The 19885-nt window shown below is 60.0% G+C and carries 12 protein-coding genes, 2 tRNA genes and 3 rRNA genes; 10 read left to right on the forward strand and 7 right to left on the reverse strand.

The window, feature by feature from the left end:
- Window positions 1-129 precede the first annotated feature (129 nt).
- The 5 genes from paaK to paaN all read right to left on the reverse strand — a co-directional run bounded on the left by paaK (window position 130) and on the right by paaN (window position 5851).
- Entirely contained in the window at window positions 130-1434 is a 1305-nt protein-coding gene (paaK, locus tag BUS12_RS33470; RefSeq protein ID WP_074301534.1) for a phenylacetate--CoA ligase PaaK, read from the reverse strand.
- A gap of 78 nt (window positions 1435-1512) precedes the next feature.
- On the reverse strand, window positions 1513-1974 hold the full coding sequence (gene paaI, locus BUS12_RS33475) for a hydroxyphenylacetyl-CoA thioesterase PaaI (RefSeq protein ID WP_074301535.1): 462 nt from the start codon (window positions 1972-1974) through the stop codon (window positions 1513-1515).
- A 1-nt stretch (window position 1975) separates the two neighbouring features.
- Window positions 1976-2767 (reverse strand): 2-(1,2-epoxy-1,2-dihydrophenyl)acetyl-CoA isomerase PaaG, encoded by a 792-nt coding sequence (gene paaG, locus BUS12_RS33480; RefSeq protein ID WP_074301536.1) that lies wholly within the window; start codon window positions 2765-2767, stop codon window positions 1976-1978.
- Window positions 2768-2819: 52 nt separating this feature from the next.
- Window positions 2820-4022, reverse strand: a complete 1203-nt coding sequence (gene pcaF / locus BUS12_RS33485) for a 3-oxoadipyl-CoA thiolase (RefSeq protein WP_074301537.1) — start codon at window positions 4020-4022, stop codon at window positions 2820-2822.
- A gap of 128 nt (window positions 4023-4150) precedes the next feature.
- Entirely contained in the window at window positions 4151-5851 is a 1701-nt protein-coding gene (paaN, locus tag BUS12_RS33490) for a phenylacetic acid degradation protein PaaN (RefSeq protein ID WP_074301538.1), read from the reverse strand.
- A 137-nt stretch (window positions 5852-5988) separates the two neighbouring features.
- On the opposite strand from paaN, the gene BUS12_RS33495 reads away from it, so the two are divergent.
- The 9 genes from BUS12_RS33495 (at window position 5989) to BUS12_RS33535 (ending at window position 18370) form a co-directional block, all read left to right on the forward strand.
- Window positions 5989-6765, forward strand: coding sequence for an enoyl-CoA hydratase (locus BUS12_RS33495; RefSeq protein ID WP_074301539.1), 777 nt, complete (start codon window positions 5989-5991; stop codon window positions 6763-6765).
- 473 nt (window positions 6766-7238) lie between these two features.
- Window positions 7239-8769: ribosomal RNA gene (locus BUS12_RS33500) — 16S ribosomal RNA — on the forward strand.
- A 62-nt stretch (window positions 8770-8831) separates the two neighbouring features.
- Window positions 8832-8908: transfer RNA gene (locus tag BUS12_RS33505), tRNA-Ile, on the forward strand.
- Window positions 8909-8980: 72 nt separating this feature from the next.
- Window positions 8981-9056: transfer RNA gene (locus BUS12_RS33510), tRNA-Ala, on the forward strand.
- 340 nt (window positions 9057-9396) lie between these two features.
- Window positions 9397-12274 (forward strand): 23S ribosomal RNA (locus BUS12_RS33515).
- A gap of 169 nt (window positions 12275-12443) precedes the next feature.
- A 5S ribosomal RNA gene (gene rrf / locus BUS12_RS33520) occupies window positions 12444-12557 on the forward strand.
- Together the 16S, 23S and 5S rRNA genes with 2 tRNA genes alongside form the textbook arrangement of a ribosomal RNA operon.
- Before the next feature lie 529 nt (window positions 12558-13086).
- Window positions 13087-13794: a translesion DNA synthesis-associated protein ImuA gene (gene imuA / locus BUS12_RS33525; RefSeq protein ID WP_074301540.1), complete on the forward strand. Its 708-nt coding sequence runs from the start codon at window positions 13087-13089 to the stop codon at window positions 13792-13794.
- A complete protein-coding gene (locus tag BUS12_RS33530) occupies window positions 13724-15214 on the forward strand; it encodes a Y-family DNA polymerase (RefSeq protein ID WP_143788525.1) in 1491 nt (496 codons plus the stop codon). Before imuA ends, BUS12_RS33530 begins: the two co-directional genes overlap by 71 nt.
- A gap of 6 nt (window positions 15215-15220) precedes the next feature.
- Window positions 15221-18370, forward strand: a complete 3150-nt coding sequence (locus BUS12_RS33535; RefSeq protein WP_074301541.1) for an error-prone DNA polymerase — start codon at window positions 15221-15223, stop codon at window positions 18368-18370.
- 75 nt (window positions 18371-18445) lie between these two features.
- Here BUS12_RS33535 and BUS12_RS33540 read toward each other — a convergent pair whose 3' ends face one another.
- Together BUS12_RS33540 and BUS12_RS33545 are read right to left on the reverse strand one after the other, a co-directional pair.
- Entirely contained in the window at window positions 18446-19381 is a 936-nt protein-coding gene (locus BUS12_RS33540) for a dTDP-4-dehydrorhamnose reductase family protein (protein ID WP_074301542.1), read from the reverse strand.
- A gap of 13 nt (window positions 19382-19394) precedes the next feature.
- Complete coding sequence (locus BUS12_RS33545) at window positions 19395-19598, reverse strand: heavy-metal-associated domain-containing protein (protein ID WP_074301543.1); 204 nt, start codon at window positions 19596-19598, stop codon at window positions 19395-19397.
- A gap of 124 nt (window positions 19599-19722) precedes the next feature.
- Here BUS12_RS33545 and BUS12_RS33550 point away from each other — a divergent pair.
- The coding region (locus tag BUS12_RS33550; RefSeq protein WP_143788526.1) for a MerR family DNA-binding transcriptional regulator at window positions 19723-19885 on the forward strand (163 nt) is incomplete at its 3' end.

The following is a 19885-nucleotide window of genomic DNA, read 5'->3' on the forward strand; positions in this document are numbered from 1 at the left end:
CACCCGCACCCGCACCCGCACCGCACCGCACCGCACCGCACTTGCAGCCGCGGCAGGTCCAACGCCGCCAGCGAGCGCAGATAATGAGCGGTGCTTGAGCCGGAACCGGCTCAAGCACCGCCGGCACTCTCAGGCGCTCACCTTCCGCTTGTCGACCACTCGCCGCGCCTTCCCCACCGACCGCTCAATACCGTTCACCGCCAACACGTTCACAACAGCACTAATTCCGATCAGGGCCTTGATGTCGTAAGTCAGCGCCTGCTTTGCCGTGCTCAGCGCGGCAGTGTCGGGCGCCGTCTCGGGGCAGGGTTCGACGTTGAGGGTCAGCACATCCAACGGACCCTCTTTCGTCAGAACGATCTGGTAGTGCGGTGCAAGCGCATGCTGCTTCAGCAGTAGTTCTTCGATCTGTGTCGGGAAGACGTTCACGCCGCGCACGATCATCATGTCGTCCGAACGGCCGGTGATTTTCTCCATCCGGCGCATCGTGCGCGCAGTGCCGGGCAGCAAACGTGTGAGGTCACGCGTGCGGTAGCGGATGATGGGCAGCGCTTCTTTCGTGAGCGACGTGAACACCAGTTCGCCCAGTTCGCCGTCCGGCAGCACCTCGCCGGTTTCCGGGTCGATGATCTCCGGGTAAAAGTGATCTTCCCAGATAGTCGGACCGTCCTTGGTTTCGGCGCATTCCGAGGCCACGCCCGGGCCCATCACTTCGGACAGGCCATAGATATCCACCGCATCGATGCCCATGCGTTTTTCGATGGCGCTGCGCATGTCGTTGGTCCAGGGCTCGGCCCCGAAGATGCCGATGCGCAGCGAAGACTGAGCCGGATCGGTGCCCTGTCTTTCCATTTCATCGGCGATCGACAGCATGTAGCTCGGCGTCACCATGATGATATCGGGCCGGAAGTCCTGGATGAGCTGGACCTGCTTTTCGGTCTGGCCGCCGCCGAACGGGATCACGGTCAGACCCGCGCGTTCCGCGCCGTAGTGGGCACCCAGTCCGCCCGTGAAGAGGCCATAGCCGTAGCTCACATGCACCTTGTCGCCACGCCGTGCGCCGGCGGCGCGGATCGAACGGGCGACCACGTTGGCCCACGTGTCGATATCCCGCGCCGTGTAGCCGACCACCGTCGGCTTGCCTGTCGTACCCGAAGAGGCATGGATCCGCGACACCTGTTCCTGCGGGACGGCGAACATGCCGAAAGGGTAGTTGTCGCGCAGATCCTTCTTGGTCGTGAAGGGGAAACGCGACAGGTCTGCGAGCGTTTTCACCTCACGTGGATGGACCCCGGCTTCATCGAACTTGCGCCGATAGACCGGCGAATTCTCGTAAGCGTGCGTGAGCGACCATTTCAGCCGCTCGAGCTGGAGGGCGGCGAGTTCGTCGCGGCTCGCCGTTTCTATCGGCTCGAGCGGGAGCGTGGTGTTCATCGAGTGTCTCCTTGCTTCTTCAGAATGGGGTGCAGTGCGCGCGGTTGGGTTGGGATGGGCGCGTGCGAGCTGCAGGGTTCAGCTTTCGGTCGGGATCAGGTTGCCTTTGATCTGCGCAGATTTGCCGCGAAACATCGCGACGGTTTCGCCTGCGCGATTCGTGACGCGAATGTCGTAGATGCCGGTGCGCCCGCTTAGCGTCTGCTCCACGGCCTCGGCGGTCAGCACGTCGCCGCCAGGCACCGGACGCAGAAATTCGATCGAGCAACCTGACGCCACCGTGTTGATGTTGTAGCTGTTGCACGCGAACGCGAAGGTGGAATCGGCAAGCGTAAAGATCAGGCCGCCGTGGCAGATCTGATGACCGTTGAGGAAGTCCGCGCGCACGGCCATGCGCAAGCGCGCGTAACCGGGCCGGACTTCCAGCAGTTCGAGTCCTAGCGCGCGGCTGCAGGCATCGGCCGCGTACATGGCCTCAGCCGTGGCGCGGGCCAGTTCGTCGGGCGACAGCGCTGCGCTGCGATCGGGTTGAGTCGACATGTCAGCGGCCCTCGAAACGCGGTGCACGTTTTTCGATGAAGGCTTGCACGCCTTCAGCGTAGTCGCGGGATGCGCCTAGCTCACGCTGCAGATCGCGCTCGAGGTCGAGCTGCTGATCGAGCGTTTGCGTAGCGCCGGCGCGCATGGCCTGCTTGATCGCGGCGATTGCGCGGGTTGGCTGTTGGGCGAGCTGGGCGGCAAGTTTGGCCGCTGTGGCGGCGAGGTCCGCGTCATCGACCACCTGCCAGACGAGTCCCCAGCTTTCGGCCTTCTCCGCGCCCAGCTTGTCGCCGGTAAGGGCGAGGCCGAGTGCGCGGGCCATACCGACGCGCTGCGGCAGGAACCATGTGCCGCCTGAATCGGGTACGAGGCCGATTTTCACGAACGCCTGAATGAAACTGGCCGAGCGCGCCGCGAGTACCAGGTCGCAGGCGAGTGCCAGATTGGCGCCCGCGCCTGCCGCCGTGCCGTTTACTGCGGCGATTACCGGCAGGGGCAACGCCTGAAGCCGGCGGATCAGCGGATTGAAATGCTCGTCGATCAACTCGCCGAGGTCCGTCATTGCGCCGGGCGTGAAGTCCAGGTCGGCGAGGTCCTGGCCCGCGCAAAAGCCGCGGCCGGCGCCCGTCAGCACGAGAGCACGCGCACCGGCGGCGACGACTTCGTCGAGCGCGGCGCTGAGCTCGCGATGCATCGACCGGGTGAAGCTGTTGAGCTTGTCGGGGCGGTTCAGCGTCACGGTGGCGACGCGGCTCGAAGCGTCGAAGTCGACGCGGATTGCTTCATATGACATCGGTTGTCTCCTCCTGGCTATTGGATAGCCTTGCAGCGAAATACGGTTTGCGTCAGACCCGCTCGATGGCCAGTGCAATGCCCTGGCCTACGCCAATGCACATCGTGCACAGCGCAAACCGGCCGTTGATGCGTTCGAGTTGATAGAGCGCGGTGGTGATAAGCCGCGCGCCCGAGGCGCCAAGCGGGTGACCGAGGGCAATGGCGCCGCCGTTCGGGTTGACGCGCGGATCGTCGTCGCGCAAGCCGAGCGTGCGCAGTACCGCCAGCCCTTGCGAGGCGAAGGCTTCGTTCAGTTCAATCACGTCGAATTGCTCGAACGACATGCCGAGTTGCTTCAGCAGCTTTTGCGTAGCCGGAGCGGGCCCGATGCCCATGATGCGCGGCTCGACCCCGGCCGTTGCCATACCGATGACGCGCGCCCGGCGGCGCAGCCCGTATTGATCGGCCGCAGCCTGATTGGCGAGCAACAGGGCGCAGGCGCCGTCGTTCACGCCCGACGCATTGCCGGCGGTTACGCTGCCGTCGGGCCGCACCACGCCTTTGAGCTTGCCAAGTGCTTCCAGCGAGGTCTCGCGGGGATGCTCATCCAGCGTGACTCGAATCGGCTCGCCTTTCTTCTGTGCGAGCTCGACCGCGACGATCTCTTGCGCGAGCGTGCCGTCGCGTTGTGCTTGCGCGGCCTTTTGCTGGCTACGCAGGGCGAACGCGTCCTGATCGGCGCGGCTCACGCCGAACTCGACCGCGACGTTCTCAGCCGTTTCGGGCATCGAGTCGACACCGAAGTCGCGCTTCATGAGCGCGTTGACGAAGCGCCAGCCGATCGTCGTGTCATGAATTTCGGCTTGCCGCGAGAACGCGCTGGTTGCCTTGCCCATCACGAACGGTGCACGCGTCATGCTCTCGACGCCGCCTGCGATCATCAGGCGTGCTTCGCCCGCCTTGATGGCGCGAGCGGCGGTGCCAACCGCATCCATGCCGGAACCGCAGAGCCGGTTGATGGTGGCGCCGGGTGCGTCCGTGGGCAAACCGGCGAGGAGGGCGGCCATGCGCGCGACGTTCCGGTTGTCTTCGCCGGCCTGATTTGCGCAGCCGTAGATCACGTCGTCGAGCGCGCGCCAGTCCACACCGGGGTTGCGTTCGATCAGCGCCTTGATCGGCACCGCACCCAGGTCGTCGGCGCGGACATCTTTCAAGGCGCCGCCGTAGCGGCCGAACGGGGTGCGAATCGCGTCGCAGATGAAAGCGTCGTTCATGCTGGATTCCTGCTGATGGCGAACCGGGCTGGAATGCCGGTCTCGTGTTTCATCTTAGTTGCGGCAGGTCGGGCGTTCCATTCGGCCAAACGGCCTAAGACGCATCGACCCTTTTCGTCCTATATCTTTCAGCCGACTGCCACCGGAGCCGCTTTCGGTTCAACATGAACGCGACTTTGAACGACGCGGAAGCGGTTTGCGACGAATGCGGCATCGGCCAGCGCGGCGTTGGCGGCCGGGTTCGCGCCGGTGCCGTGGAAATCGGAGAAGGCTGCCGACTGATTGACGAACACGCCACCCGTCAGATTGATGGACAGCGCAACGCCGCCGCGAATCGAGGCTTCATGGGCAGCTTCGATAACGGCTTCGTCAATGCTGTACACCGACAACGTTAGCGCACCGTGTTCTGCGGCGAGCTTGCCGGCAAGCTCGAGCGACTGCGCCGTCGAATCGGTTGCGATGACGAACGAGATCGGACCGAACCATTCCTTGGTGAATTTTGCCGAGTCGATAGCCGCATCAAGCTGCAGGACGAGCGGCGTGCGTACACGTGCACCCGCAAAAGCAGGGTGTTCGAGCGATTGACTCTCGACCAGTACGTGGCCCAGCGTGCGGGCTTCCTCGATGCGCTGCACGACGCCGTCATTTTGGATCGCGCCGAGCAATTCGACTGCGCGAGCGGGGTCGGCAACCAGCTTTTGCACGGCGTCGGCGAGCGCTTGCGCAACTGCGTCGAAGCTGAGCGTGCCGTCGGCGGTGCGGATGCCGTCACGCGGGATGTAGATGTTTTGCGGAGCAGTACACATCTGACCGGAATAGAGCGCCAGCGAGAAAGCAATGTTCCGCGCGACGGCCTTGATGTCGGCCGCCGAGTCGATCACGATCTGATTGACGCCGGCTTTCTCCGTGTACACCTGCGCCTGGTGAGCATGGCGTTCGAGCCAGGTGCCGTTTTGCGTGCTACCGGTGAAGTCGATCAGTTTGATCTCGGGGCGCAGCGCGAGATCCTGGACGAGCGCGCCGTCGTTCGGGTTGGTTGCGAGCAGGGTCACGACGTTCGGATCGAAACCGGCTTCGCGCAAGACGTCACGTGCGATGCGTACGGTAATTGCCAGCGGCAGGATAGCGCCTGGGTGGGGTTTGACGATGACTGCATTGCCCGTTGCCAGATCGGCGAAGAGGCCCGGGTAACCGTTCCACGTCGGGAAGGTGCAGCACCCGAGTACGAGCCCGGTGCCGCGCGGTACGACTGTGTAGCGCTTGTGCATCGCGAGCGGCGGGTTTTTGCCTTGTGGCTTTTCCCAGTGCGCGTCAGCCGGGATTCGGCGCAACTGGTCCCACGCGTACACGACCGCCTCGAGCGCCCGGTCCTGGGCATGCGGCCCGCCTGCCTGGAACGCCATCATGAACGCCTGACCGGTGGTGTGCATGGCGCTGTAGCCGATCTCGAAGCTCGCACGGTTCACGCGCGCCAGAATTTCGAGGCTCACGCCGGCCCATGCCTGCGGGCCGGCGGCGCGCCAGCTCGCTTGTGCGGTGGCAGCGGCCGCAAGAAGGGTGTCTGGGTCAGCTTTGGGGTAGCGGATGCCGAGCGGGAAGCCAAACGGGGAAACCTCAGCGCCGACGGTTTCCCCGGTAGTGGGTTGGTCAAGTTCGAAGGTCTGATTCAGGAGCGCCTTGAACGCTGCCTCACCATCGGCGTTCGCTGTTTCCCCGTACACTTTCGGACTGGGCATCTCGGCGAACGGGCTCCAGTAGCCGCGCGTCTCGATGGCGGCGAGCGCCTTTTGCAGCGTGTCTTCGTGCTTGGAAAATAGCGGATGTGTCATGGCAAAAGTGGAGGCTGAAGGTTAGGAGAAACCTTGTCGAATAATTGACCGACCGGTTGGTTGGTGAATGTTAGCATTATTAAGACGGCGGCGCGAAGCGTTTTCGTGCGACGTACTCTTCATACAAAGGAGGCTGCATGGCTTACGAGAATATTCTGGTCGAGACCCGTGGACGGGTCGGTCTTGTCACGCTGAATCGCCCGAAGGCGCTGAATGCGCTGAACGATGCGTTGATGGATGAGTTGGGCGCGGCTCTGAAGGCCTTCGACGCGGACGAGGGAATTGGGGCGATCGTCATCACGGGCAGCGAAAAGGCGTTCGCCGCTGGCGCCGACATCGGCATGATGGCGACCTACACCTATATGGATGTCTACAAGGGCGACTACATCACCCGTAACTGGGAGACCGTGCGCTCAATCCGCAAGCCGATCATTGCGGCGGTCGCAGGTTTCGCGCTTGGCGGCGGATGCGAGCTGGCGATGATGTGCGACATCATTCTGGCCGCAGATACGGCCAGGTTTGGCCAGCCGGAAATCAAACTCGGCATCATGCCCGGCGCGGGCGGCACGCAACGGTTGCCGCGCGCAGTGTCGAAGGCGAAGGCCATGGATCTTTGCCTGACGGCGCGCTTTATGGATGCGGCCGAAGCAGAGCGTGCGGGATTGGTGTCGCGGGTCGTTCCCGCCGCGTCGTTGCTCGACGAAGCGGTTGCTGCTGCGGCGACGATCGCTGAATTTCCGTTGCCCGCAGTCATGATGGTCAAGGAGTCGGTGAATCGTGCCTATGAAACGACGCTTGCAGAGGGCGTCCATTTCGAGCGGCGGCTGTTCCATTCGCTGTTCGCAACCGAGGATCAGAAGGAAGGGATGGCTGCCTTCGTGGAGAAGCGCAAGCCGGTGTTCAAGCATCGGTAACAGGGCTATCAAAATAACGCTTGCCAGGCCTGGGTGGGGTCGCTAGAATCTCGTTCTTTCGCGTTCCGGACACCGGAGCGCGGGGACGGGAGAGCCAGCAGTGGCAAGGCTTTCGGCGGGGTGGGCAGGTTCAGGAAGTTAAAAAAACCTGTTGACGCTGTAGCGAAAGTTCTTCATAATCTCGTTTCTCTGCTGCTGATGCAGCGACGCAGAACGAAGCGGTGCCGGGTGGTTGAAGTGCGGTGCCGGTTTGGTAGTGGATGCGGACTCGATCTTTAAAAATTAACAGCCGATAAGTGTGGGCGCTTGATGGCGACGCGGGTCAGGTTCTTCGGAATCTGGCATGAAGCGAAAGTATCAAGTCTCACACAGTATTAGAGGAAGGTTAGCCTGTTGAGAAACAGGCGTAATCATCGTCAGTACGTTGAGTGAGCGACCGGGTTCGAAAGAGCCCGAAAACAGTAACAGGAATTGAACTGAAGAGTTTGATCCTGGCTCAGATTGAACGCTGGCGGCATGCCTTACACATGCAAGTCGAACGGCAGCACGGGGGCAACCCTGGTGGCGAGTGGCGAACGGGTGAGTAATACATCGGAACGTGTCCTGTAGTGGGGGATAGCCCGGCGAAAGCCGGATTAATACCGCATACGCTCTACGGAGGAAAGGGGGGGATCTTAGGACCTCTCGCTACAGGGGCGGCCGATGGCAGATTAGCTAGTTGGTGGGGTAAAGGCCTACCAAGGCGACGATCTGTAGCTGGTCTGAGAGGACGACCAGCCACACTGGGACTGAGACACGGCCCAGACTCCTACGGGAGGCAGCAGTGGGGAATTTTGGACAATGGGGGCAACCCTGATCCAGCAATGCCGCGTGTGTGAAGAAGGCCTTCGGGTTGTAAAGCACTTTTGTCCGGAAAGAAATCATCCTGGTTAATACCCGGGGTGGATGACGGTACCGGAAGAATAAGCACCGGCTAACTACGTGCCAGCAGCCGCGGTAATACGTAGGGTGCAAGCGTTAATCGGAATTACTGGGCGTAAAGCGTGCGCAGGCGGTTCGCTAAGACAGATGTGAAATCCCCGGGCTTAACCTGGGAACTGCATTTGTGACTGGCGGGCTAGAGTATGGCAGAGGGGGGTAGAATTCCACGTGTAGCAGTGAAATGCGTAGAGATGTGGAGGAATACCGATGGCGAAGGCAGCCCCCTGGGCCAATACTGACGCTCATGCACGAAAGCGTGGGGAGCAAACAGGATTAGATACCCTGGTAGTCCACGCCCTAAACGATGTCAACTAGTTGTCGGGTCTTCATTGACTTGGTAACGTAGCTAACGCGTGAAGTTGACCGCCTGGGGAGTACGGTCGCAAGATTAAAACTCAAAGGAATTGACGGGGACCCGCACAAGCGGTGGATGATGTGGATTAATTCGATGCAACGCGAAAAACCTTACCTACCCTTGACATGGTCGGAACCCTGCTGAAAGGTGGGGGTGCTCGAAAGAGAACCGATACACAGGTGCTGCATGGCTGTCGTCAGCTCGTGTCGTGAGATGTTGGGTTAAGTCCCGCAACGAGCGCAACCCTTGTCCCTAGTTGCTACGCAAGAGCACTCTAGGGAGACTGCCGGTGACAAACCGGAGGAAGGTGGGGATGACGTCAAGTCCTCATGGCCCTTATGGGTAGGGCTTCACACGTCATACAATGGTCGGAACAGAGGGTCGCCAACCCGCGAGGGGGAGCCAATCCCAGAAAACCGATCGTAGTCCGGATCGCACTCTGCAACTCGAGTGCGTGAAGCTGGAATCGCTAGTAATCGCGGATCAGCATGCCGCGGTGAATACGTTCCCGGGTCTTGTACACACCGCCCGTCACACCATGGGAGTGGGTTTTACCAGAAGTGGCTAGTCTAACCGCAAGGAGGACGGTCACCACGGTAGGATTCATGACTGGGGTGAAGTCGTAACAAGGTAGCCGTATCGGAAGGTGCGGCTGGATCACCTCCTTTCTCGAGCTCACGTGTTCAAGTTGAGCGCTCACGCTTATCGGCTGTGAAAAAGACAGACTCAGGGGTCTGTAGCTCAGTCGGTTAGAGCACCGTCTTGATAAGGCGGGGGTCGATGGTTCGAATCCATCCAGACCCACCACTGTTTCTGCGGTGGCTGCGCTAACCGATCACCCCTGGGTATCAAGACAGATGAAGTTATCTGTGTATGACTGGGGGATTAGCTCAGCTGGGAGAGCACCTGCTTTGCAAGCAGGGGGTCGTCGGTTCGATCCCGTCATCCTCCACCAATCCTCAATGCTGGTTTGTCTGCAGCGAACATTGAAAGATGTTTGCGGTGCAGTGAAACAAGCATTGGCGATTGAGCCAGTCAGAGTGATACGCGGTTATAGCAACCGCGATATCGGCTGTCGTTCTTTAACAATCAGGAAGAAGTAGTAAAGAGATTCACGAAAGATCACTTAGAGATGGGTGGTTGAGTAGGTGAATCAGGGTTGTGATTGTATCAATGTATTTTTAAGTGATCGAAAGATTGCTTTGGAATACGGCGCAACACGAATACTCAACCTGTAGCGGTTGTGGCAAGCGTTGCATTCCCAGTGGATGCGACAGGAGACACACCCGTTATAGGGTCAAGCGAACAAGTGCATGTGGTGGATGCCTTGGCGATCACAGGCGATGAAGGACGCGGTAGCCTGCGAAAAGCTACGGGGAGCTGGCAAACGAGCTTTGATCCGTAGATGTCCGAATGGGGAAACCCACTCCGAATGGAGTATCCATGACTGAATACATAGGTCATGCGAAGCGAACGCGGCGAACTGAAACATCTAAGTAGCCGCAGGAAAAGAAATCAACCGAGATTCCCAGAGTAGTGGCGAGCGAAATGGGACCAGCCTGTACTCTTTATCTTCATTGTTAGTCGAAGGCTCTGGAAAGTGCCGCCATAGCAGGTGATAGCCCTGTAGACGAAAGCAGCGAGGAAGAACTAGGTGTACGACAAGTAGGGCGGGACACGTGAAATCCTGTCTGAAGATGGGGGGACCATCCTCCAAGGCTAAATACTCGTGATCGACCGATAGTGAACCAGTACCGTGAGGGAAAGGCGAAAAGAACCCCGGGAGGGGAGTGAAACAGATCCTGAAACCGCATGCATACAAACAGTCGGAGCCTCGCAAGGGGTGACGGCGTACCTTTTGTATAATGGGTCAGCGACTTACATTCAGTGGCAAGCTTAACCGATTAGGGCAGGCGTAGCGAAAGCGAGTCCGAACAGGGCGTTCAGTCGCTGGGTGTAGACCCGAAACCAGGTGATCTATCCATGGCCAGGATGAAGGTGCGGTAACACGTACTGGAGGTCCGAACCCACTAACGTTGAAAAGTTAGGGGATGAGCTGTGGATAGGGGTGAAAGGCTAAACAAACCTGGAAATAGCTGGTTCTCTCCGAAAACTATTTAGGTAGTGCCTCGTGTATCACCTTCGGGGTAGAGCACTGTCATGGTTGAAGGGTCCATTGCGGATTACTTCGCCATAGCAAACTCCGAATACCGAAGAGTGCAATCACGGGAGACAGACATCGGGTGCTAACGTCCGGTGTCAAGAGGGAAACAACCCAGACCGCCAGCTAAGGTCCCCAAATATTGCTAAGTGGGAAACGAAGTGGGAAGGCTAAAACAGTCAGGAGGTTGGCTTAGAAGCAGCCATCCTTTAAAGAAAGCGTAATAGCTCACTGATCGAGTCGTCCTGCGCGGAAGATGTAACGGGGCTAAGCAATATACCGAAGCTGCGGATGCACATTTATGTGCATGGTAGGAGAGCGTTCCGTAAGCCTGCGAAGGTGCATTGAAAAGTGTGCTGGAGGTATCGGAAGTGCGAATGCTGACATGAGTAGCGATAAAGGGGGTGAAAGGCCCCCTCGCCGTAAGCCCAAGGTTTCCTACGCAACGTTCATCGGCGTAGGGTGAGTCGGCCCCTAAGGCGAGGCAGAAATGCGTAGCTGATGGGAAGCAGGTTAATATTCCTGCACCATTGTTAAATGCGATGGGGGGACGGATCGCGGAAGGTTGTCCGGGTGTTGGAAGTCCCGGTCGCTGCATTGGAGAAGGTGCTTTGGCAAATCCGGGCACGGAATTCAAGGGTGTGGCGCCATTCACTTAGGTGAAGAAGCAACTGGAAGTGGTTCCAAGAAAAGCCTCTAAGCTTCAGTTTAACAAGACCGTACCGCAAACCGACACAGGTGGGCGAGATGAGTATTCTAAGGCGCTTGAGAGAACTCGGGAGAAGGAACTCGGCAAATTGGTACCGTAACTTCGGGATAAGGTACGCCCCTGTAGCCTGACTGGCCTGCGCCAGAAGGGTGAAGGGGTTGCAATAAACTGGTGGCTGCGACTGTTTAATAAAAACACAGCACTCTGCAAACACGAAAGTGGACGTATAGGGTGTGACGCCTGCCCGGTGCCGGAAGATTAAATGATGGGGTGCAAGCTCTTGATTGAAGTCCCGGTAAACGGCGGCCGTAACTATAACGGTCCTAAGGTAGCGAAATTCCTTGTCGGGTAAGTTCCGACCTGCACGAATGGCGTAACGATGGCCACACTGTCTCCTCCCGAGACTCAGCGAAGTTGAAGTGTTTGTGATGATGCAATCTCCCCGCGGCTAGACGGAAAGACCCCATGAACCTTTACTGTAGCTTTGCATTGGACTTTGAACCGGTCTGTGTAGGATAGGTGGGAGGCTTTGAAGCGTGGACGCCAGTCTGCGTGGAGCCAACCTTGAAATACCACCCTGGTTTGTTTGAGGTTCTAACCTTGGCCCGTGATCCGGGTCGGGGACAGTGCATGGTAGGCAGTTTGACTGGGGCGGTCTCCTCCCAAAGTGTAACGGAGGAGTACGAAGGTACGCTAGGTACGGTCGGAAATCGTGCTGATAGTGCAATGGCATAAGCGTGCTTAACTGCGAGACCGACAAGTCGAGCAGGTGCGAAAGCAGGTCATAGTGATCCGGTGGTTCTGTATGGAAGGGCCATCGCTCAACGGATAAAAGGTACTCTGGGGATAACAGGCTGATACCGCCCAAGAGTTCATATCGACGGCGGTGTTTGGCACCTCGATGTCGGCTCATCTCATCCTGGGGCTGTAGCCGGTCCCAAGGGTATGGCTGTTCGCCATTTAAAGAGGTACGTGAGCTGGGTTTAAAACGTCGTGAGACAGTTTGGTCCCTATCTGCCGTGGGCGCTGGATATTTGAAGGGGGCTGCTCCTAGTACGAGAGGACCGGAGTGGACGAACCTCTGGTGTACCGGTTGTCACGCCAGTGGCATCGCCGGGTAGCTATGTTCGGAAGAGATAACCGCTGAAAGCATCTAAGCGGGAAACTCGCCTTAAGATGAGATATCCCCGGGGCTTCGAGCCCCTTGAAGGGTCGTTCAAGACCAGGACGTTGATAGGTCAGGTGTGGAAGCGCAGTAATGCGTTAAGCTAACTGATACTAATTGCCCGTAAGGCTTGATCCTATAACAGGTGTGTCTTGTGGTTCAGATGAACCCCGCACACGGTTGAGTGATCACGTGTTGTGCCAGAAACAACACAACCCCAACCGCTTCACCCTCTGGTGGCATCACCAGAAACTACTTCTTCCCGATTGGCTGTACTGCTCCATGAGCAGTACGGCAACAAGTCATGCCTGATGACCATAGCGTGTCGGTACCACCCCTTCCCATCCCGAACAGGACCGTGAAACGACTCCACGCCGATGATAGTGCGGATTACCCGTGTGAAAGTAGGTAATCGTCAGGCTCCCCAGCAGCAAGCACAAACCCCACCCCGCAAAGGTGGGGTTTGTGCGTTTACGCGCTCAAAATTGAACGCGCGCAGCCGATCCGCCATTAGCAACCGTCCTGCTGCCACGGTAAAAGACCGCTCACACCTTAAGCGTTAAGCGCTCCACAAGCGCGGACCCAACTGGGTGTTGTCACACAGCGATTTCGACCGGCGTTCCTCAACCGAAGACTCTTCTTCGCTCTACTTAGCGCTTAAATTGCGGTTTCGGTTACTGCTGGACAGTTCAACGCCAGGTGCCAGCGGAACGCGGTCTTCCAGAGTGACTCACTGCACACTACCTACTGCACTTCGCAGAGCGCCAGCGCACGGTTTGAGTCTCACCTTGCAGTTGCCGGGCACTGCCTAATTCCCCCTCCAAAACGCTGTATAAAAATACAGAATTCCAGCGCTTGGCGTTTCTAGCTACCCACCTAAAAGTGCCAGTTCATGGCCAGGAATTTACGTGTAGGATACTGTATATATATACAGCTTTATCCCACACCCAATGCCACCCTCCACCACCAGTGCCGAAGAGATTCACCCATCGCTCTGGCGTGCTTCGCAGCTTGCGCGCGGGCGTGGGCGCATGGTGGATACGGGCTATCCGGCGCTTTCGACGGAGTTGCCCGGCGGTGGCTGGCCGGTTGGCGTACTGATTGATCTGCTGGTTCAGCAGCCTGGCGTCGGTGAAATGCGGCTTTTACGGCCTGCGCTCAGCGCGCTAGCCGATCGGACAGTCGCGCTGGTCCAGCCGCCGCACATTCCAGATAGTCTGGGACTGGGATATATCGGACTGTCGCTTGATCGTCTGTTGCAAATCAAGACGCCTAAAGCCGCTGATGCCTTCTGGTCGGCTGAGCAGATTCTGCGTGCCGGCAGTTGTGGTGCGCTGATTTTGTGGGCGCAACACGCGCAGTCGTCGTCGCTGAGGCGTCTGCATCTGGCTGCGCAGTCATCCGAGACGCTGTTCATGATGGTCCGGCCGCTCACGGTGGCTCAGGATTCATCGCCAGCATTATTGCGGCTGGCTTTACGACCGGCCGCGGAAGGTCTGATGGTCGATATCGTGAAACGACGAGGTCCAACACGCGCGGAGCCTCTGTCGATTTCTCTTCAACCCACTCCAGTTTTGTTTTCCCGTCATGCGCGTCTTTCTCGCCGTCCACTTGCCGAAGTTGTCCCTCGAAGTCTTCCGGCCGAGGTGGTTGTCTGAACCGGAGCACGGCAGCGGCAGTGCCGTGCTCGAGAAAGATAAGGTGGTGATCGCGAACGGTGCGGCACGCGACGCGGGTGTGTTGCTGGGCATGAAGCGCGGTGGCGTAATGACGCTATCGCCGGAAACCGCCCTGTATGAGCGTGACCTCATACGTGAACTCACTGCGCAACGGGAAGTCGGGATGGCGTTGATGAGGTTTTCTCCGGATGTCGCGTTGCTCGATGAGGCGACGGTCATCGTCGAAGTGGGCGCGAGTCTGCGGCTTTTTGGCGGTCTGCTGTCGCTGTGCCGGCAAGCCAAGGCGATACTCGACACGTTCGGCTTGACCGCGCGCATCAGTGCCGCGCCGACCGGGCAGGGCGCATGGTTACTGGCGAAGTACGGACGGGGACGCGGTGGTGCGCGGCGAGTATTGCAGCTAGCCTCGCTTGAGCGCGTGTTGCTCCCGTTGCCTATGTTCGCGGTGCCGGAGATCCGCCCGTTCGCCGACTGGTTCACAGGCCTTGGCTGCGAGACGATCGCTGACGTGCGCCGTCTGCCGCGCGCCGGTTTACAGCGCCGCTGCGGCGAGCATCTGCTGGATTCGCTGGATCGCGCCTTCGGCACGGCACCGGAGCTGTTCGACTGGCTCGACCTGCCGCCCACGTTTTCCGCGCGCATCGAATTGCCCGACCGGCTCGAACATGCGGACGGCGCAGTGTTCGCCGCCCATAGGTTGATCGTGCAGTTGTGCGGTTGGCTGTGTGCGAAACAACTGGCGGTTACCGCGATCACGCTGTCTATCGAACACGAACGAGGCAGACAAGCGCTCCCGCCTACTTTGATCGACATTGCGCTTGGTGAGCCGGCATGGCGTGAAGACCATCTGATGCGTCTCGTGAAGGAGCGCTTGCATCGTGTGGAACTTGCGGCGCCCGCGATTGCGTTGCGGCTCGATGCATCGAAGGTCGAATCGGCCGCGCCCGAGACGGACAGCCTGTTTCCGGAGCCGGGCGGCTCGCCTGAAGACCACGCGCGCCTGATCGAATTGTTGATCGCCCGTCTCGGCGACGAAAACGTATTGCGCCCCGCGCCGACCGCGGATTACCGGCCGGAAGTCGCGAACCGCTGGGTGCCGGTCAGCCAGGCGGCGCAAAAAATCGCGCTACCCGACAGCCTGCCGCGCCCAACATGGATGCTGGCTATACCCATGCGTCTTTTGATGCGTCAGCATCGGCCGTTCTATGGCTCGCCGCTGCGGATGATGTCGCCGGCCGAGCGTATCGAAGCCGGCTGGTTCGACGGCGAGCTCGTCACGCGCGACTACTTCGTCGCGCAAGCCGACGACCGCAGTTGCTATTGGATCTATCGTGAGCGTATCAGCAGCCGCGATGCCGAAGAAGAGCCGCGCTGGTTTCTTCACGGCCTGTTCGGATGACGCGCCATGGATTCGACCTTCACTGCGCTACCGGCGTACGCCGAGCTGTTCTGCTTCTCCAACTTCACGTTCCTGCACGGCGCGTCGCATGCGGAAGAACTCGTCGAACGCGCGGTCCAGCTAGGTTATGCGGGACTGGCCGTCACGGACGAATGCTCGCTCGCGGGCGTCGTGCGTGCGCATGTCGCGGCGAAAGAAGCGGAGTTGCCGCTTGTCATCGGCTCGTATTTTCAGTTGCGCAATGCCGATGGCTCGCCTGCGTTCGGACTGATTCTGCTCGCACAAAACCGCGAGGGTTACGGCAATCTGTCGGAGCTGATTACGCTCGCGCGAACCCGCGCGCCGAAGGGCGAATACCGGCTGACGCCGCATGACCTGTCGCGGCCGGATCGCGACAACGCCCATCTGCGCGGCATGCCCGATTGCCTCGCGATTCTGGTGCCGGCATTTCCCGCCAAAGAAGAGGCACTTGAAGCGCAAATCGAGTGGCTCGACGAGACCTTTCCCGATCGTGCGTGGGTAGGGCTCGTGCTGCATCAGCGCGCGATGGACGATATTCATCGCGGCGCAATTGAGTATGTCGCGGATCGCCAGAATGTACCGGTTATCGCGCTGGGTAACGTCGTGATGCATGTGCGTTCGCGCAAGCCTTTGCAGGACACGATGACGGCGATCCGCGTCGGCAAGCCGGTTCATGAATGCGGTTACGATCTCGCGCCGAATGCCGAGCAGCATCTGCGATCGCGGCTGCGCATCGCGAATCTTTATCCCGAACACACCCTGCGTGAGACGATCAGCCTGCTCGGTAGATGCAAGTTCTCACTCAAAGAGTTGCGCTACGAATATCCCGACGAACTCGTGCCCAAAGGTTTCACGCCCACCGAGTACCTTCGTCAGGAGACGTATATCGGCGCGCAGCAGCGCTTTCCTTCCGGTATCTCGGATAAGGACCGACAGCAGATCGAAAAGGAACTGGCACTTATCGCGGACCTGGAATATGAGCCGTATTTCCTGACGGTCTACGATATCGTTCGCTACGCGCGCAGCCAGCGCATTCTGTGTCAGGGGCGGGGGTCGGCGGCCAACTCTATCGTGTGTTTTTGTCTGGGCATCACCGCAGTGGATCCGGCGCGCAGCAACATGCTGTTCGAGCGTTTCATTTCTAAAGAGCGCAATGAACCGCCGGATATCGACGTCGATTTCGAGCATCAGCGGCGCGAAGAGGTGATCCAGTACATCTATAACAAGTACGGGCGTGACCGCGCGGCGATTGCGGCGGCGGTGTCCACCTACCGGCCGCGCGGCGCGCTGCGTGAGACGGGCAAGGCGCTGGGCATCGATGCGCAGATTGTCGATGCGGTCGCGAAGTCCCATCACTGGTTCGACAATAGTCACGATCTGCTGAAACACTTTGAAGAGACGGGCCTCGATCCGGAAAAGCCGTTGATTCAGGCTTGGGCGAGACTGGCGTCGCAATTGCTCAATTTCCCGCGGCATTTATCGCAGCATTCCGGCGGTTTCGTCATCAGCCGCGGCAAGCTTACACGTCTTGTACCGGTCGAGAACGCGGCAATGGCGGATCGCCAGGTGATTGAATGGGACAAGAACGATCTCGAATCGCTTGGACTCCTCAAGGTTGACGTGCTTGCACTCGGTATGTTGTCGGCGATCCGGCGCATGCTGGATCTTGTATCGGCGCGGCGCGGCAAGCGCCTCGAGATACAGGACATACCGGATGGTGACGAAAAGACCTACGACATGATTTGCCGCGCCGATACGATCGGTGTATTCCAGATCGAATCGCGTGCGCAGATGAGCATGCTGCCGCGTTTGCAACCGCGCACGTACTACGACCTCGTCATCGAGGTGGCCATTGTGCGTCCTGGCCCGATCCAGGGTGGCGCCGTGCATCCTTATTTGCGTCGGCGGCAGGGATTGGAGCCTGAAATTTATCCGAGCGATAGCCTGCGCGAGGCCTTGGAGCGCACGAAGGGCGTACCGATTTTCCAGGAGCAGGTGATGCAGGTGGCGATGATCGCGGCCGGTTTCACGGCAGGCGAAGCCGATGAGTTGCGCCGTGCGATGGCTGCATGGAAGCGCAAGGGCGGGCTGGAGAAGTACTACCACCGCATCGTCAACGGGATGGAGGAGCGGGGCTACGAGCGCAGCTTTGCCGAGGCGATCTTCGAGCAGATCAAGGGCTTCGGCGAATATGGCTTTCCGGAGAGCCATGCGGCAAGTTTCGCCTTGCTCGTCTATACGAGCAGCTGGTTGAAGTGTCACGAGCCCGAGGCTTTTCTCGCCGCCCTGCTCAACAGCCAGCCAATGGGTTTCTACTCGCCGTCGCAGCTTGTGCAGGATGCGCAGCGGCATGGCGTCAAGGTGTTGCCGGTCGATGTGACCGTTAGCGGATGGGATTCGACGCTCGAGGCAAGCGAAGGGGCCGAGCGCCCAGCGGTCCGTCTTGGGCTGTCGCTGCTGCGCGGGATGAAAGACGGCGCAGCAGAGCGCATCGAGAATGCGCGTGCGGTGCGGCCGTTCAGGAGCGTGCATGACCTGGCCCGCCGCGCGCAACTCAACCGGCACGATCTGCACGTGCTGGCCGATGCGAATGCGCTGGCCGCGCTCGCGGGTAATCGTCGTGAGGCGTTGTGGCATTCGGTGGCCGCGGTACCCGACAAGGACATGCTGGCCGTCGCCGCCGTACAGGACGACACGCCGGAACTGGGCGCGCCATCGGAGGCGAATGATATCGTCGCGGACTACCGGTCCGCGGGGCTGACACTTGGCCGCCATCCGCTCGAATTGCTGCGGCCTCAACTGCTGGCCAACCGGCTAATGCCGGCGGCGACGCTGCGCAGTTATCCTAATGGACGGCTGGCGCGCGGCTGCGGGATCGTCACGGTTCGGCAGCGGCCGGGCACGGCGAAAGGCGTGATCTTCGTGACACTCGAAGACGAGACCGGCAACGTCAATGTGATCGTGTGGCCGGGTTTGCTCGAAAAGCAGCGCAAAGAGGTGTTGGGGGCGTCGTTGCTCGCGGTGTACGGCGTCTGGCAGTGTGAAGGGGAGGTGCGGCACCTTGTGGCGCAACGGCTGGTTGATATGTCGCATCTGCTAAATGGACTGCAGTCCACCAGCAGGAATTTTTGCTGACGCAATCAGCTCTCGACGGCTCGCCACAACGCGCCGCGATCTACGGCGAGATGAGGCCGCCGGCGTTTTTTCAGACTACGCCGGGCCAACGCCGCCACCGCCTTGCCAGGGAAACTTTGCCAGCACTTGCCGGATCGCCGTATCGAACGGCGTACGGCGGCCGATCCCGAGCGCTTCCAGACGGCTCGAATCCAGATGGCAGTTGTGCGGGCGCGGCGTCGCATCCGTCGGCGTGTGCTGCGGCGTGAGCCGGGCCTCCAGTTGCAGCGCCTCGGCAAGGCGGATCGCAATCTCGTACTTCGTCATCGGCTCATCGCCCGACCATTGCACGATGCCGCGAATCGCTTCGCCACGCGCACGCCGCTCGAGCATCTGACGGATGACGAACGCCACGTCGGGTGTGAACGTTGGGTAGCGGATCGCCCACGCATCCATCGTGGCTGCTTTCACGTCTGGCGAGTCGCTTGCGGAGGCCGCAATTGCCGGCACCAGACTGGTCACCGCCGATTCCGCCCAATCGACAGTCGGCCCGTACAGCAGCGGCAAACGCAGGACGCAACCGAGTTCGATCGTCTCAGTGAGCGCTCGCTCACCTTCGAGCTTGCTGCGGCCATAAGCGTTGAGCGGCGCGGGCAGGGCGTCATGGCGGTAAGGCGGATGCGTGCCGTCAAACACGTAGTCCGTGGAAATCGACAATACCCATGCACCGCGTTGCCCGGCCGCGGCGGCCAGGGTGCGCACTGCATCGACGTTCAGCGCACGGGCGAGCGCCGGATCGTTTTCGCAGATATCCGGACGACGTTCGGCCGCCGCAATGACGAGCGCATCGGGGGCTTCGCGCTCGATAAACTGCCCAACCGCCTGTTCATCGCGGATGTCGAGCGCGACCCTGCTCGGACCGGCGCGCCGGAACGCGGTCGATACGACTTGCCAGTCCGCTTGCTGCGCCAATTCGTCGACGAGCGCGCGGCCAAGCAAGCCGGACGCGCCGATAACTGCAACCTTGAACATGTGCGGCGCCGCCTTAGTGAGCGTCCACGACGGTGTAACCGGCCTCGTCGATGGCCGCCTTGAGCGCATCGGCCGATTGTGCCGAGTCGACCGCCACGCGGCCGCTCGCGAGATCAACCTTGACCTGTGCCGCGGCGTCCTGTTCGCGGATCGCGTTGGTGACGGCTGCCACGCAGTGCTGGCAGCTCATGCCTTCTACCTGAAATTCGATCGTCATCTGCTTTACCTCGAGAAACGTAAATGTTGCGATGGTTGAATTATGCCTGCCGGCACGCATCTGAACGACTGACCTTCCCATTGTGGGAAGGTGTACGATCGGCAGACACAGTGGAGAAACGCTTATGAACATTGGTGAAGCGGCCCGTGCGTCGGGCGTCACGGCGAAGATGATTCGCTACTACGAAAGTGTCGGTCTGCTGGCGGCCAAAGCCCGTACGACGGCCGGCTACCGGATCTACGGGCCGCAGGAAGTGCATTCGCTGCGCTTTGTCCGCCAGGCGCGGC

The sequence above is a fragment of the Paraburkholderia phenazinium genome, from assembly GCF_900142845.1.
In the GTDB taxonomy this organism is placed as follows: Bacteria; Pseudomonadota; Gammaproteobacteria; order Burkholderiales; family Burkholderiaceae; genus Paraburkholderia; species Paraburkholderia phenazinium_A.